Here is a 13,270-nt window from a genome sequence, read left to right as displayed (position 1 = left end):
CTTGGACGTCGCTCGCCGCGGCCGGCTTGCGGCGAAGATCCTCGGGGTCCATCGGGGATCCATGCCAGACCGTGTTGGCGGCGCCAACGGTCCAGAGAGCAAGAATGCGCTGTCCGTCCTTGGGCAGAAGCTCAGCCCTGCCGCCGCGCCATGAACGCCAGTTTCTCGAACAGGTGCACATCCTGCTCGTTCTTGAGCAGGGCTCCGTGCAGCTTGGGCAGAGCGTTCTTGGCGTCGGCGCGAAGGTCCTCGGGCTCGATGTCGTCGGCGACCAGCAGGCGGATCCAATCGAGCGCCTCGGAAGTGGATGGCTTTTTCTTCAGGCCCGGCACTTCGCGAACTTCGTAGAAGCGGCTGAGCGCTGCCGAGACCAGGCGCTGCTTGATGCCCGGGTAGTGCACCTCGACGATCTGCGACAGCGTTTCCGCCTCGGGGAAGCGGATATAGTGGAAGAAGCAGCGGCGCAGAAAGGCATCGGGCAGTTCCTTCTCGTTGTTGGAGGTGATGATGACGATGGGCCGGTTCTGCGCTCGTATCGTCTCGCCGGTCTCGTAGACGAAGAATTCGTTCCTATCGAGCTCCTGCAGAAGGTCGTTGGGAAATTCGATGTCGGCCTTGTCGATCTCGTCGATCAAGAGCACGACCTTCTTGTCCGACGCAAAGGCGTCCCACAACTTGCCGCGCTTGATATAGTTGCGGATGTCGTTGAAGCGCTCGTCGCCGAGTTGACTGTCGCGCAGGCGGGATACCGCGTCGTATTCGTAAAGGCCCTGCTGGGCGCGGGTGGTGGACTTCACGTGCCACTCGATCAGTTCGAGGTCCAGCGCGCCGGCCACTTGGCGCGCAAGTTCGGTTTTGCCGGTGCCGGGCTCGCCCTTCACGAGAAGCGGGCGCTCCAGCCGGATGGCGGCATTGACGGCCACCATCAGGTCCTTGTCGGCGACATAGCGCGCCGTGCCTTCAAATCGCATATGTCTTTCCTTCACGGGATTCTGCCGGTTTTCGTCCGGAGAAACTATTGATCGAAAATAGTGCGCGCAAGGCGTGCCTTCCCACTGGTGGATTGCAGCGCGCAGGACTATATTGGCTGAGCGGTCTGCGCCTCACGACAGGAATCCAATTCCCCGGGGCCTTAACGATCCTTAAGGGAGCTGTCCCTGGTCTCGCCCGTGGGCTTGGCCATACGGCGCCCACCTACTTTGTAGGTTCCCGGGATCGAGCATTCCATCGGTTGCCGTGGATCGCATCTTTCCTTTTCATTGCACCGAAAACGGTTCCAAGTCGCAAGAAGCGCAGCCGCAGTCGCCGGCGGGGTTTCACTTGGGTTTCGGGTTGCCTATCGTGCGGCAATGACTCTCATCACCAAACGCGATCTCAAAAAGAAGCTGCGCCTCGAAGCGCTCGCCCGCCGCGATGCGCTGGATGAAATCTGGCGCATTGAGGCGTCGCTGAACCTTGCCCAGCAGGCGGACGTGCTTGCGCCCGGAACGGGCGGCGTCGTGTCTGGCTTCTGGCCAATGCGGTCGGAGGTCGATACGCGGCCGCTCATGGCGGCGCTGCGCGACCGTGGGGCGCGGCTTTGCCTGCCGGCGATCCTCGACAGGACAACCATCATCTTCCGCGAGATGGTGCGTGGCGCTCCCATGCTGGACATGGGTTTCGGCACGCAGGGGCCGGGATCGGAAGCGCAGGAGCTGACGCCTGACCTGATGCTGGTGCCGCTGGCCGCATTCGATGCACGCGGCCACCGCATCGGCTATGGCGCCGGTTACTACGACCGGGCAATTGCGCGCATCCACGCTGCCGGCCGGTCGCCGCGGCTGGTCGGTATCGCCTTCGACGTGCAGGAGGTGGCGGAAGTCCCGGAGGAGCCGCACGACGTCATCATCCCCGAAATCCTGACCGAAAGCGGCCTGCGCCGGTTCACACCCGGTTGAGGGCGCGGTCGTGATCGCGGATCGAAAAGCGATTCCGATTTCCGGATCGATGCTGTAGAAGGCGGCCATGAGATTCTTGTTTCTAGGCGATATGGTGGGCCGCTCGGGGCGCACGGCGGTGTGGGAAAAGCTCCCCGGCCTGATTACCGACCTGCGGCTCGATTTCGTTGTCGTGAACGGCGAAAACGCGGCGGGCGGCTTCGGCATCACCGAAGAGATTTTTCAGAATACGCTTGCAGCGGGGGCCGACGTGGTGACGACGGGTAATCACGTCTGGGATCAGCGCGAGGCGCTGTCCTTCGCTCCCCGCGAGGAGCGGTTCCTGCGGCCGGCCAATTTTCCGAAGGGGGCGGCGGGGAACGGCTCGGGCGTCTACATGGCGAAGAACGGCGCGCGGGTGCTGGTTGCTAACATCATGGGCCGCGTCTTCATGCAGCCGGATCTCGACGATCCCTTCGCCTGCGCGGAAGAGCTGCTTGCGGCCTGTCCGCTCGGCGAGCAGGCGGATGCGGTGATCATCGATTTCCATGCGGAAGCGACGTCGGAGAAGATGTGCTTCGGCCATTTCGTGGACGGGCGGGCGAGCGTGGTCGTCGGCACGCACACGCATCAGCCGACCGCCGATCACCAGATCCTGAACGGCGGCACGGGCTATTTGTCGGATGCCGGCATGTGCGGCGACTATGATTCCTCGCTCGGCATGGACAAGGAGGAGCCTCTCAACCGCTTCACCACCAAGGTGCCGAAGGGGCGGTTCGAGGCGGCGCAGGGGCCGGCTACGATCTGCGGCCTGGGCGTCGAGATATCCGATCGGACGGGCCTTACCGAGAAGATCGCGCCGCTCCGGCTCGGCCCCCGGCTGGAAGAGACGTTGCCCGCCTTCTGGCGTTGACGCGGCTGATCCTCCGTTCTACCTGTTCGTGAATTTTGATCCTTTTGCTGCGGGGCGACAATCATGGAATGGCTTGCCGGGTATTTCGACTTCGTCTCTCGCCCGGAAGCCTGGGTGGCGCTGGTCACGCTGGTGGTGCTGGAGATCGTTCTCGGCATCGACAATCTGATCTTCATCTCGATCCTTACCAACAAGCTGCCCCAGGAGCATCAGAAGCGCGCGCGCAGGCTGGGCATCGGCGCGGCGCTGGTTCTGCGGCTGGCACTGCTCGGCACGATCTCGATCATTGTACAGCTTACCGACCCGCTGTTCGAGTTGTTCGGCCACGGCTTCTCGTGGCGTGACCTCATTCTCATAGCCGGCGGCCTCTTTCTCGTGTGGAAGGCGACCAAGGAGATCCACCATTCTGTCGACCCGGTGGATGACAAGGAAAATATGATAGGCGGCCGGGTGACCATGGGCATGGGCGCGGCCATCGTCCAGATATTGATGCTCGACCTCGTGTTCTCGATCGATTCCATCATCACTGCCGTGGGCATGACGGACGAGATCGCGATCATGTTCATCGCGGTCATCTCCGCCGTTACGGTCATGCTTATCGCCGCCGAGCCGCTGTCGCGCTTCATCGCGCACAACCCGACCGTGGTCATGCTGGCGCTGGGCTTCCTGCTGATGATCGGCATGACGTTGATCGCCGACGGCTTCGGCTTTCACGTCCCCAAGGGCTATATCTACGCAGCCATGGGCTTCTCGGCGCTGGTCGAGAGCCTCAACATGATGGCGCGGCGCAAGCGCGCGCGGGACAAGGAACTGCTGGCGCGGCAATCGGGCGGAGAGTAGGCTTTCGCAGTCTCGCCGACGCCCCGTCCAGCACAATGATGGTCAGACCCCGTCCAGCACAATGATGGTCGGCCTTCGAGGCAGGCTGGTGAGGGAGACCGTGAGCGAGCGGCCTTCGCGGAAGTCTATGTCGAAGCCGTCGCCCATCCGGCCGGTGAAGGCGCTCAACGGCGTCGCGTGCCGGTGCATGGGCAGGACGATCGAGGAGGACAGCCTCCGCGTTATTTCGCTCATCCCGTCGAGCGACATGGTCATGCCGCCGTCGATCGGCACCATCACCACGTCCAGCCGTCCGATCGCCGCATAGTGCTCGTCGGTCAGCCGGTGGTGCAGATGGCCGAGATGACCGATGCACAGGCCCGCCACCTCGAAGATGAAGATCGAATTGGCGTCGGCCTCGAACGTGCCGTAGCGGTTTATGTCGGTCGTGACGTTGCGGATGTAGACGTCGTCCACGAGGAGCGAGTGTTCTGCCTTGCCGCCTTCCGGGTTCCAGCCGAAAAGCACATGCTCCACCTCGGGCAGGGGGCTCAGCGTGAAATGGGTGGAATGGGCCTTGTTCATGGTGACCACGCGCGGCGGCGGCTCGGCACCGTAGGCGCCGGAAAAGTCCGTGGCGATGGTGACGCCGGCCGGCGTCTCGATGAGGTAGGTCGAGTGCCCGGCATAGGTGATGATGACGTCATCGCCGGTGGCCGCGGTCTGGAAGCTGGCGAATGTCACCGAGGGCAAAGACTGGGCCATGGCGAGACAGGTGCTGGGCCGCGTCTGCTGGGCGGCGGCGAACGATACCGACGCCACCAGGGGCGCCAGCGAAAAAGTCAGCAGCAGCATGACGAGACGGAAGGCAGGCATGGGCATCTCCCTTCATGGAAGGAAGATGATAACCCATTCCGCCGGCTCGCGCGACCGGCCCTGCTGGACGTTGTCCGGCAATTTCACTATAAGGCGCCCCAATCTGGAAATCTCGGACGAACGCTTGAAGGAGCCCCATGGCCGGCCATTCCCAATTCAAGAACATCATGCACCGCAAGGGCCGTCAGGACGCTGCCCGCTCAAAGATGTTTTCAAAGCTGGCGCGCGAGATAACGGTTGCCGCAAAGGCTGGCCTGCCCGATCCCGACATGAACCCCCGCCTGCGCCTTGCCGTGCAGAACGCCAAGGCCCAGTCCATGCCGAAGGACAATATCGAACGCGCCATCAAGAAGGCGTCCGGCGGCGATTCGGAAAACTACGAAGAGGTACGCTACGAGGGCTATGGCCCCGGCGGCGTGGCCGTCATCGTCGAGGCGCTGACCGACAACCGCAACCGCTCCGCGTCGAATGTACGCGCCGCCTTCACCAAGGCCGGCGGCTCCATGGGGGAGACCGGTTCCGTCTCCTTCATGTTCGACCGGGTGGGCGAGATCATCTATCCGGCCAGCGCCGGCGATGCCGAGAAGGTGATGGAAGCGGCGATCGAGGCCGGCGCGGAAGACGTGCAGTCGGACGAGAACGGACACGTGATCATCTGTGCCTTCGAGGACATAGGCGACGTGACGACGGCGCTGGAGAAGTCGCTGGGCGAGGCCGAATCGGTCAAGGCGATCTGGAAGCCGCAAACGGGCACGCCTGTGGACGAAGACCGCGCGCAGTCGATCCTCAAGCTGATCGCGACGCTGGAGGACGACGACGACGTGCAGAATGTCTATGCCAATTTCGAGGTCGACGACGAGACGCTTGCCAAGCTGAGCGCTGCCTGATGGCCGAGACATCGGACAAGCCGATTGCACCCGGCATGGGCGGCCACAAGGTGGTCATTACCTACTGCGCGCAGTGCAACTGGATGCTGCGGGCGGGATGGATGGCGCAGGAGCTGCTGTCGACCTTTTCGTTCGAGCTTTCCGAGGTGACGCTGAAGCCTGGAACAGGCGGCATCTTCAAGATCGAATGCGACGGCGAACTGATCTGGGATCGCAAGCGCGACGAAGGCTTCCCCGATGTGAAAGCGCTGAAGCAGATGGTGCGCGACCGCGTCGATCCCGACCGCGCGCTGGGGCATATAGACAGGCCCTGACCTGAAGCAAAAAAGCCCGGGGCGGACCCGGGCTTTTCGCAATCATGATCACAGAGCTTCTTAAACGCCGAGGCCCTCGTAGCGCTTCTTGAAGCGCGAGACGCGGCCGCCGCGGTCCATCAGGGTCTGCTGACCGCCGGTCCAGGCCGGGTGCGTGGTGGGATCGATGTCGAGATGCATCGTGTCGCCTTCCTTGCCCCAGGTCGAGCGGGTCTCGTATTCGGTGCCGTCAGTCATGACGATCTTGATCGTGTGATAGTCGGGATGAATGTCGGCTTTCATCGTTCTGTCCTGAATCTCTGCGGTTGTTCAGATGAGCAGCGCTGCGGCAATGTCGCTCACGCTCAAAACTTGAAGCAGCGGCCGATGAAGGCTACGGCTTTCAAAAGGTTGGCGTGCCTATACATCAGGCGCAGTACAGACACAAGTGCGCCGGGCCTCGATTCTTCGTCGCGCCGGAAGGAATGAGTGGATGCTGAAAAAGGGGGGCGCGGAAATGAAGGCGGCGCCGGAGACGGACAGACGGCGATCGCTCGGGCCGCTCACGCGTCTTGCACCCTATGTGCGGCGCTACCCGCGGCTCGTCGTCGGCGCCTGCATCTCCCTGCTTTTGGCGGCCGGAGCCACGCTGACCCTGCCCCTGGCGGTGCGGCGCATGATCGATCATGGCTTTTCCCAGTCCGACGGGACATTCATCGCCAATTATTTTTCAATGCTTGTCGTGGTGGCGGCCGTGCTCGCGCTGGCTTCGGCCTGCCGGTACTATTTCGTCATCACACTCGGCGAGCGGGTGGTGGCTGATCTCAGGCGCGACGTCTTCGAGCATGTCACGTGTCTTTCACCCGCCTTCTTCGACAAGGCCCAGTCGGGCGAGATCGTTTCGCGGCTCACGGCAGACGCGACGCAGATCAAGTCGGCGGTCGGAGCCACCGCGTCGGTTGCCCTGCGCAATACGCTGATGGGGCTCGGCGCGGTGGTCATGATGGTGATCACCAGCCCCAGCCTCTCGGCGCTCGTGGTCGTGGCCATCCCATTGATCGTTCTGCCGCTCGTGGCCTTCGGGCGCTCAGTGCGGCGGCGTTCGCGCCATGCACAGGATACGCTGGCCGAAGCATCCGCCTTTGCCGGCGAGCAGATCGGCGCGGTGCGGGTGCTGCAGGCTTTCACCAGCGAGGAAAGCGTCGCCCGGCGCTTCGGGGAGGCCGTGGAGCAGGCTTTCCAGGCGGCGCGCCAATCCATCCTGGCGCGTTCGATCCTGACGTTCTTCGCCATCTTCACGACGTTCGCCTCAGTGGTCGGGGTGTTGTGGTTCGGATCGCACCAGGTGCTGGCTGGAACGATGACGCCGGGCACGCTCGGCCAGTTTCTGCTCTACGCCGTACTGGCCGCCGGCGCGCTTGGCGCGCTTTCGGAAGTCTGGGGCGAACTGTCGCAGGCGGCGGGCGGCGCCGAGCGCATGGGGGAACTCATCGACGAGCACGCCGCCATCACTAGGCCGGTGAACCCGAAGGCGCTGCCGGAGCCGGCGATGGGCGCGGTGTCGTTCCGCAATGTCGAGTTCGCCTACCCGGCGCGGCCGGAACGCTCTGCCCTGCATAAGCTCTCCTTCGACGTCGAGCCGGGCGAGACCGTGGCGATCGTGGGGCCTTCGGGCGCGGGCAAGAGTACGGTGTTCTCGCTGCTTCTGCGCTTTTACGATCCGATCCGGGGGGCAATCTTGGTCGACGGGGTCGATGTGCGGGAGGCCGACCCGGCTGCGGTTCGCCGGCGCATGGCCATCGTGCCGCAGGATGTCACCATCTTCGCCTCCAGCGTCGCCGAAAACATCGCTTTCGGCCGGCCTGGCGCTTCGCGTGACGAGATCGCCGCCGCCGCCAAGGCTGCTCATGCACACGAGTTCATCCAGCAACTGGACGAGGGGTACGATACGGCCGTCGGCGAGCGCGGGATCACACTCTCGGGCGGGCAGCGCCAGCGCGTGGCCATCGCCCGGGCGATCCTGCGGGATGCGCCTATCCTGCTCCTCGACGAAGCGACTTCGGCTCTCGATTCGGAAAGCGAGACGCTGGTTCAGCAGGCGCTTGAGGAACTGATGAAGGGCCGCACCACCATCGTCATCGCACATCGCCTTGCCACAGTATTGAAGGCGGACCGGATATTGGTCCTCGATGACGGGCGCATCATCGAGCAGGGCAATCACGCCGAACTCGTGGCGCGCGGCGGCGCCTATGCGCGCCTGGCCAGCCTGCAATTCGAGGCTGGCGCGGATGTGTTCAAAGGCGCGGCGGAGTAGGAATACCGCAAGATCGAGGGCTTGACGGCAACGGTACTGTTTGCCAAGATGAATGGAAAGACTTGTGGCCAAATTCTGAAATTATAAAGATATTTATATTATTACTACTGGAGATATTTATGAATCGTACCGATTTTGCGGGCGCCTTTATGCTTGCTTCACTTCCGTTCGTCGCGTTTCCCGTCCATGCCGCTAGCGTAGAACTGCGTTCCATCAATCCAGCGGAAGTTCGCATACCAGGCATCTCGCAAGCCATAGAGATCAAAGGCGGCAATCTCCTAGTCCTGTCGGGACAGGTGCCGCTTACCGCCGACGGCGGAATTGCGGGCGAGACCATCGAGGAACAACTCGTGCAGATCTTCGAGAACATGAGGATTGTTCTGGCCGAGGCTGGCACTGATTTTACCTCGATCGCCCGACTGACCGTCTATTTCCGGGACTACGAGCCATCGATGCTTCAGGACCTTCGAAATGTTCGCGAACGCTATCTCAGTAGGGATATTCCTCCTGCAAGCACGGTGGTGGGCGTGAGTGCCCTTTACCGATCCGAGGTTCTGGTCGAAGTGGAAGCCATCGCAGTCGTGCCCTGACCGCAATCGCGGGACCCGGCTGTCGAGGTCAGGTGCAAAAGGTCAGGCGCCGTAGCGCTTTTCGAGGTGCCTGCGGAAGCGGGCGACGTTTAAGGGCTCGCCGGTCGAGCGCTCGACCAGTTCCGGCGTCGTCCAGAGCGAGGCCTGCGACCAGACGTGCTTTCGCCGCCATGCATTGACCGCCTCAAAGTCGCCGCGGGCAATCTGTTGGTTCACGTCCGGCATTTCCCGTTCGATGGCCGCCCACTGCTGGGCGGCGATGACGGCGCCCAGCGTGTAGGACGGGAAGTAGCCGAAAGCGCCGGAAGGCCAGTGCACGTCCTGCATCGGTCCGTCCTGCGGCGTGTCCATGGTGGAAAGGCCGAGGAAGTCGCGCATCCGCGCGTCCCATGCCTCGGGCAGGTCCTTGGCTGCGAGGCTGCCGTCGATCAACTCCTGCTCGATCTCGAAACGGAGGATGACATGCAGCGGGTAGGTGACTTCATCGGCGTCGACGCGGATCAACCCGCGCTCAACATAGTGGACATGTGCAAGGATCTCATCCCTTTCCCACCGTTCGCCCAGGTGTTTTTCCACCACCGGCAGAGCCCATTCCCAGAATGCCGGATTGCGGCCGATCTGCTTTTCCACGAACAGGCTCTGGCTTTCATGCATGGCCATGCCGCGCGCTTTGCCCAGCGGCCAATGCGCCCATTCCGTCGGGAGATTCTGCTCATAAAGGGCATGACCGGTTTCGTGCAGCGTGCCCATCAGCGCCGAGAGGAACTCGTTGGAGCGGTAACGGGTGGTGATGCGCACATCGGTCGGGACGCCGCCGCAGAAGGGGTGATGCGAGACCGAAAGGCTGCCGCGGGTGACGTCGAAACCGACCGCCGCCATCATCGCCAGGCCCAGTTCACGCTGCTTTTCCACCGGATAAGCGCCTGAAAGCGGGCGGAGGGGTGTCTTTTTCAGCCGGTTTTGCTGCGTTTCCAGCGCATTCGGCACGAAATCGACTAGAAACGACTTGAGTTCGGCGAAGAGCGGGGCGATTTCCGCCACCCGATTGCCCGGGTCGAACTGCTCCATCATGGCATCGTAGGGGGGAAGGCCGGTCGCATCGGCCCGCAGCGCCGCCTCCTCGCGCGCGAACTCGATCACGCCTTCGAGCGCCGGCAGGAAGCCGGTCCAGTCGCCCTTTGGGCGCAGGTCGCGCCAGAGTTGCTCGCAGCGCATGCGGGTGCGCATCTGGCGCTCGACGAATTCGGTCGGCAGGCATGTCCGGTTGGTGTATTCGCGGCGGAATTCCCGCACCGCGGCCGCGTGGTCGGGCTCCAGCGTTTCATTTTCCGCGGCATCGAGCCAATCGGCGATTTCCGGCGCGGTGGTCTGCCGGTGATGCATGCCGGCGAGCGCCGACATGGCTTCGGCGCGGGCCTCGCCGCCGCCCACGGCCATCTGGGTCGCCTCGTCCGCCGCGAGGATCGCCAGCGCGTGCTCAAGCGCGCCGAGGCTGCGGCCAAGTTCATCGAGTTTCTGGAAAGACATGGTGTTCTCGCAACAACAGCACGGTGAAAAGGTCTAGCGTTCGGTCAACTTCAACTCGATCCGGCGGTTCTTGGCGCGCGCTTCCGGCGTGTCGGCGGGATCGAGCGGCTGGAACTCGCCGAAACCGGCCGCCACCAGGCGATCTGCCGGCACGCCCTGCTCGATGAGGAACTTAACCACCGAGGTGGCGCGCGCTGTGGAAAGCTCCCAGTTGTCACGGAAGCGCCCGGTGCCGGAAAGAGGCACATCGTCCGTATGGCCGTCGACGCGCAGGACCCAGTTGATTTCGGGCGGAATCTCCTGCTGCAGGTCGATCAGGGCATCGGCCAGCTTGCGCATCTCTTCCTTGCCGCGCTCGTTGATCTCGGTGGCGCCGGAGGGGAAGAGAACTTCGGATTGGAAGACGAAACGGTCGCCGACGATGCGAATGTTTTCACGGTCGGACAGGATTTCGCGCAACCGGCCGAAGAAGTCCGAACGATAGCGGTTGAGCTCCTGCACGCGCTGGGCGAGCGCCACGTTGAGGCGGCGGCCGAGGTCGGCGATCTTGGTGCGCGACTCCACGTCGCGCTGCTCAGACGCTTCGAGAGCTGCTTCCAGGGCACCGATCTGCTTCCTCAGCGCGGAAATCTGCTGGTTGAGTAGCTCCACCTGCGAGAGCGCGCGCTGGCTCACCTGGCGTTCGTCGGCAAGCTCATCCGTCAGGACGCCAATGCGCTCCGCCGCCTGCTGGGTGCGGCCCGCATCCGACGAAAGCAATTGTTCAAGGCGGGACCGCTCGGCCCGCGCCTCTTCGAGGGAGGCTTGCAAGTCAGCCAGCGCATCCTCGGCATCCTGGGTGTTGGCGCGCTCGAGCGCGAGCATCTGGGTCAGTTCGTTGACCTGTGCGTTGAGGCGGTCGAGAACGGCGTCCTTGCCGCTTATCTCCTGGCTGAGGAAGAACTGCGCCAGCACGAATACCGACAGCAGGAACATGATGGCGAGCAGCAGCGTCGCCATGGCGTCGACGAAGCCGGGCCAGTAATCGACGCCTCCGGGGCGACGGCGCGAACGGGCAAGCGCCATCAGCCGCCTTCCCGCTTCTTGAGCGAAGTGGCGATGCTTTCAAGCGTTTCGCGCAGGGCTTTTTGCTCGCCCGCCTGGGCTTCGACCCAATCCCGCATCATCTGCTGCTCCTGGCGCATGTTCTTGACCAGGCCTGAAATACCCTCGGCAAGCTGTGCCATGGCGGCGGCGGTGCGGGGGTTGGAGCCGCCGCCGGCCTCCTGCATCGTCCGCAGCTTTTCGGCCATTGCCTTGAGCTCGTCGCTGGCCTCGCTTTCCTTGGAACCGGTCGTGAGGTCCGAGCCGAGATCGGTGACCGTCGACAGCCAGTTCTCCAGTTCGATGTAAAAACGGTTCTGTGCGCGGCCGGCCTGAAGGTCCAGAAAACCGAGGATGAGCGAGCCTGAAAGGCCGAACAAGGACGACGAGAAGGCGGTGCCCATGCCCGCCAACGGGGCGGAAAGGCCGGATTTCAGCGATTCTAGGATATCGTTGGTGGTGCCGGCGCCCGGATCGAGCGACTGGATGGTATCGCCGATGGAGCCGATGGTCTGAAGCAGGCCCCAGAAGGTGCCGAGCAGGCCGAGAAACACCAGAAGGCCGATGAGATAGCGCGACGTGTCACGGCTTTCATCCAGCCTGGTGGCGATGGAATCAAGGATCGAGCGCATGGAGCTGGTCGACAGCGCCATCGTGGAAGAGCGGCTAAGAAGCGCCTTCATCGGCGCCAGGAGAACAGGTTCGGTGGCCTCCGATCCCATCCGGAAGGAGTTGACCCAGCGCACTTCCCGGAAAAGGCGGATGACCTGCTGCATCGCCAGCAGGATGCCGATGGCGAGAACACCGAGGATGAGACCGTTCAGGCCGGGATTGCTCTGAAAGGCGACGGAAATCTGGCGATAGAGAATGGCGGCGACGAAGCCCGATATCGCCAGAAAGACCAGCATCGAATAGAGGAAGACCTGCGGGCTCGACAGGCCCCTGGGGTCATAGGCCTCGTCAGTGGCGAGGCGGTCTGCCCCAAGCGATCTCAGCAAGGCCATACACTCCTCGAATTTGGTTTAGCCTGAGTTTGGCGGTGACTCTAAACGCAATTGTGACCAAATTGAAATAAGCAATCACCGCATCAACGCCTTGCCAAGAAAATGACCGAAAAGGACGTAAAATTTCATGGCGACGATCCTTCTGACGGGTTCAACCGGCTTTGTCGGCAGGCATGCGGCCAGACATCTGGCCGCGCGGGGCCATCAGTTGCGGCTGGCCGTGCGTTCGCAAGGCGGCGTGCCGGACAGCGTCGCCATCGGCTCGATCGATGGACGTACGGAGTGGGGCAGCGCGTTGCGGGATGTCGATGCGGTGGTTCATCTGGCGGGGCCAGCGCACGGCAAGGTCGAGGACGAGCGGGCCTTCTTCGAAGCGAACGACGCCGGCACGGCCCGATTGGCCGAGGGCTGCCAAGCAGCGGGCGTGACGACGCTAGTCTTCATGAGCAGCATCGCGGCACGGGAGGCCGAGCTGCAGCCGGACAGGGCGTTGCCCTATGCCCGTTCGAAGCTGGCCGGCGAGGCGCATGTCCGGCGTTTCGGCGATGCCGGGGGATGGGCGGGTATCGCGCTGAGGCCGCCGCTGGTCTACGGGCCGGACGCGCCGGGCAATTGGGCGAAGCTGATGCGGCTTGCCGCCTCCGGGCTGCCGCTGCCGTTCGCCTCGGTGCGCAATGCGCGCACGCTGTGCGCCGTCGAGACCCTTTGCGATGCAATCGCCGCTGCCGTCGAAGGCGGGCGTCGGGGGAGGGTTCGGGCGTTTACGAAGTGGCTGACGGGGAGAGCGTGTCGCTTGCCGAGATCTTAGATCTGCTGCGCGACGGCATGGGCTTGCCGCACCGCCTGGTTCCGACGCCGCCAAGCCTGCTTGCGGCAGGGCTGCGGCTTGCCGGCAAGGGCGGGATGGCGGAGCAGCTTCTGGGCGACCTGACGGTGGACACGGCGGCGTTTTGCCGGGCGTTCGACTGGACGCCGCCGACGGATGCCCGCGCCGCCATTGCCGCATGCGGAAAGGCATATATGACGAAGCGCGGCGCGGAGCGTTGAA

15 protein-coding genes and 1 other RNA gene are annotated in these 13,270 nt (G+C 63.5%); 10 read left to right on the top strand and 6 right to left on the bottom strand.

Going from position 1 to position 13,270, the window contains the following annotated elements:
* Positions 1-131: 131 nt before the first annotated feature.
* Positions 132-971 carry an AAA family ATPase gene (locus NTH_RS08600; protein ID WP_338529634.1) on the bottom strand — a complete coding sequence of 280 codons (840 nt, stop codon included), beginning with the start codon at positions 969-971 and terminating at the stop codon, positions 132-134.
* 119 nt (positions 972-1,090) lie between these two features.
* On the opposite strand from NTH_RS08600, the gene ssrS reads away from it, so the two are divergent.
* The 4 genes from ssrS to NTH_RS08580 all read left to right on the top strand — a co-directional run bounded on the left by ssrS (position 1,091) and on the right by NTH_RS08580 (position 3,669).
* Positions 1,091-1,247: non-coding RNA, 6S RNA (gene ssrS, locus NTH_RS08595), on the top strand.
* Positions 1,248-1,349: 102 nt separating this feature from the next.
* Positions 1,350-1,937, top strand: a complete 588-nt coding sequence (locus NTH_RS08590) for a 5-formyltetrahydrofolate cyclo-ligase (protein ID WP_338529633.1) — start codon at positions 1,350-1,352, stop codon at positions 1,935-1,937.
* Positions 1,938-2,004: 67 nt separating this feature from the next.
* A complete protein-coding gene (locus tag NTH_RS08585) occupies positions 2,005-2,829 on the top strand; it encodes a TIGR00282 family metallophosphoesterase (protein WP_338529632.1) in 825 nt (274 codons plus the stop codon).
* A gap of 63 nt (positions 2,830-2,892) precedes the next feature.
* The gene (locus tag NTH_RS08580) at positions 2,893-3,669 is read left to right on the top strand and encodes a TerC family protein (RefSeq protein WP_338529631.1); all 777 of its coding nucleotides are present in this window, start codon (positions 2,893-2,895) and stop codon (positions 3,667-3,669) included.
* A gap of 42 nt (positions 3,670-3,711) precedes the next feature.
* On the opposite strand, the gene NTH_RS08575 is transcribed toward NTH_RS08580, so the two are convergent.
* A complete protein-coding gene (locus NTH_RS08575; protein ID WP_338529630.1) occupies positions 3,712-4,524 on the bottom strand; it encodes an MBL fold metallo-hydrolase in 813 nt (270 codons plus the stop codon).
* A 137-nt stretch (positions 4,525-4,661) separates the two neighbouring features.
* Between NTH_RS08575 and NTH_RS08570 the strand changes: the two genes are divergently transcribed.
* Together NTH_RS08570 and NTH_RS08565 are read left to right on the top strand one after the other, a co-directional pair.
* Complete coding sequence (locus tag NTH_RS08570; protein WP_338529629.1) at positions 4,662-5,411, top strand: YebC/PmpR family DNA-binding transcriptional regulator; 750 nt, start codon at positions 4,662-4,664, stop codon at positions 5,409-5,411.
* Positions 5,411-5,725 (top strand): SelT/SelW/SelH family protein, encoded by a 315-nt coding sequence (locus NTH_RS08565; RefSeq protein WP_338529628.1) that lies wholly within the window; start codon positions 5,411-5,413, stop codon positions 5,723-5,725. The genes NTH_RS08570 and NTH_RS08565 overlap by 1 nt, the downstream gene beginning before the upstream one ends.
* Before the next feature lie 60 nt (positions 5,726-5,785).
* Here NTH_RS08565 and rpmE read toward each other — a convergent pair whose 3' ends face one another.
* Positions 5,786-6,007 carry a 50S ribosomal protein L31 gene (gene rpmE / locus NTH_RS08560; protein ID WP_338529627.1) on the bottom strand — a complete coding sequence of 74 codons (222 nt, stop codon included), beginning with the start codon at positions 6,005-6,007 and terminating at the stop codon, positions 5,786-5,788.
* A 190-nt stretch (positions 6,008-6,197) separates the two neighbouring features.
* Here rpmE and NTH_RS08555 point away from each other — a divergent pair, with 190 nt between their 5' ends.
* Both NTH_RS08555 and NTH_RS08550 read left to right on the top strand, forming a co-directional pair.
* Positions 6,198-8,018, top strand: coding sequence for an ABC transporter transmembrane domain-containing protein (locus NTH_RS08555; RefSeq protein WP_338529626.1), 1,821 nt, complete (start codon positions 6,198-6,200; stop codon positions 8,016-8,018).
* A gap of 119 nt (positions 8,019-8,137) precedes the next feature.
* On the top strand, positions 8,138-8,608 hold the full coding sequence (locus NTH_RS08550) for a RidA family protein (RefSeq protein WP_338529625.1): 471 nt from the start codon (positions 8,138-8,140) through the stop codon (positions 8,606-8,608).
* A gap of 42 nt (positions 8,609-8,650) precedes the next feature.
* Here the strand turns inward: NTH_RS08550 and NTH_RS08545 are convergent, their stop codons facing one another.
* From NTH_RS08545 to NTH_RS08535, 3 genes are read right to left on the bottom strand one after another with little or no spacing between them, the layout of a single operon-like run.
* Positions 8,651-10,135 carry a carboxypeptidase M32 gene (locus tag NTH_RS08545; RefSeq protein ID WP_338529624.1) on the bottom strand — a complete coding sequence of 495 codons (1,485 nt, stop codon included), beginning with the start codon at positions 10,133-10,135 and terminating at the stop codon, positions 8,651-8,653.
* A 33-nt stretch (positions 10,136-10,168) separates the two neighbouring features.
* A complete protein-coding gene (locus NTH_RS08540) occupies positions 10,169-11,200 on the bottom strand; it encodes a peptidoglycan -binding protein (protein ID WP_338529623.1) in 1,032 nt (343 codons plus the stop codon).
* Positions 11,200-12,222: a MotA/TolQ/ExbB proton channel family protein gene (locus tag NTH_RS08535; protein ID WP_338529622.1), complete on the bottom strand. Its 1,023-nt coding sequence runs from the start codon at positions 12,220-12,222 to the stop codon at positions 11,200-11,202. Before NTH_RS08535 ends, NTH_RS08540 begins: the two co-directional genes overlap by 1 nt.
* A gap of 127 nt (positions 12,223-12,349) precedes the next feature.
* On the opposite strand from NTH_RS08535, the gene NTH_RS08530 reads away from it, so the two are divergent.
* Both NTH_RS08530 and NTH_RS08525 read left to right on the top strand, forming a co-directional pair.
* Positions 12,350-13,030 carry an NAD-dependent epimerase/dehydratase family protein gene (locus NTH_RS08530; RefSeq protein ID WP_338529621.1) on the top strand — a complete coding sequence of 227 codons (681 nt, stop codon included), beginning with the start codon at positions 12,350-12,352 and terminating at the stop codon, positions 13,028-13,030.
* Complete coding sequence (locus NTH_RS08525) at positions 12,991-13,269, top strand: hypothetical protein (RefSeq protein ID WP_338529620.1); 279 nt, start codon at positions 12,991-12,993, stop codon at positions 13,267-13,269. Before NTH_RS08530 ends, NTH_RS08525 begins: the two co-directional genes overlap by 40 nt.
* Position 13,270 lies beyond the last annotated feature (1 nt).

Origin of the sequence: Nitratireductor thuwali, from assembly GCF_036621415.1 — a bacterium.
In the GTDB taxonomy this organism is placed as follows: Bacteria; Pseudomonadota; Alphaproteobacteria; order Rhizobiales; family Rhizobiaceae; genus Chelativorans; species Chelativorans thuwali.
The sequence above is the reverse complement of the archived record's forward strand: the minus strand, read 5'-3'. Positions and strand labels throughout refer to the sequence as shown.

Coding starts and splice junctions, on each gene's coding strand:
- NTH_RS08600 (WP_338529634.1), bottom strand. CDS start 971: ATGCGATTTGAAGGCACGGCGCGCTATGTCGCCGACAAGGACCTGATG.
- NTH_RS08590 (WP_338529633.1), top strand. CDS start 1,350: ATGACTCTCATCACCAAACGCGATCTCAAAAAGAAGCTGCGCCTCGAA.
- NTH_RS08585 (WP_338529632.1), top strand. CDS start 2,005: ATGAGATTCTTGTTTCTAGGCGATATGGTGGGCCGCTCGGGGCGCACG.
- NTH_RS08580 (WP_338529631.1), top strand. CDS start 2,893: ATGGAATGGCTTGCCGGGTATTTCGACTTCGTCTCTCGCCCGGAAGCC.
- NTH_RS08575 (WP_338529630.1), bottom strand. CDS start 4,524: ATGCCTGCCTTCCGTCTCGTCATGCTGCTGCTGACTTTTTCGCTGGCG.
- NTH_RS08570 (WP_338529629.1), top strand. CDS start 4,662: ATGGCCGGCCATTCCCAATTCAAGAACATCATGCACCGCAAGGGCCGT.
- NTH_RS08565 (WP_338529628.1), top strand. CDS start 5,411: ATGGCCGAGACATCGGACAAGCCGATTGCACCCGGCATGGGCGGCCAC.
- rpmE (WP_338529627.1), bottom strand. CDS start 6,007: ATGAAAGCCGACATTCATCCCGACTATCACACGATCAAGATCGTCATG.
- NTH_RS08555 (WP_338529626.1), top strand. CDS start 6,198: ATGCTGAAAAAGGGGGGCGCGGAAATGAAGGCGGCGCCGGAGACGGAC.
- NTH_RS08550 (WP_338529625.1), top strand. CDS start 8,138: ATGAATCGTACCGATTTTGCGGGCGCCTTTATGCTTGCTTCACTTCCG.
- NTH_RS08545 (WP_338529624.1), bottom strand. CDS start 10,135: ATGTCTTTCCAGAAACTCGATGAACTTGGCCGCAGCCTCGGCGCGCTT.
- NTH_RS08540 (WP_338529623.1), bottom strand. CDS start 11,200: ATGGCGCTTGCCCGTTCGCGCCGTCGCCCCGGAGGCGTCGATTACTGG.
- NTH_RS08535 (WP_338529622.1), bottom strand. CDS start 12,222: ATGGCCTTGCTGAGATCGCTTGGGGCAGACCGCCTCGCCACTGACGAG.
- NTH_RS08530 (WP_338529621.1), top strand. CDS start 12,350: ATGGCGACGATCCTTCTGACGGGTTCAACCGGCTTTGTCGGCAGGCAT.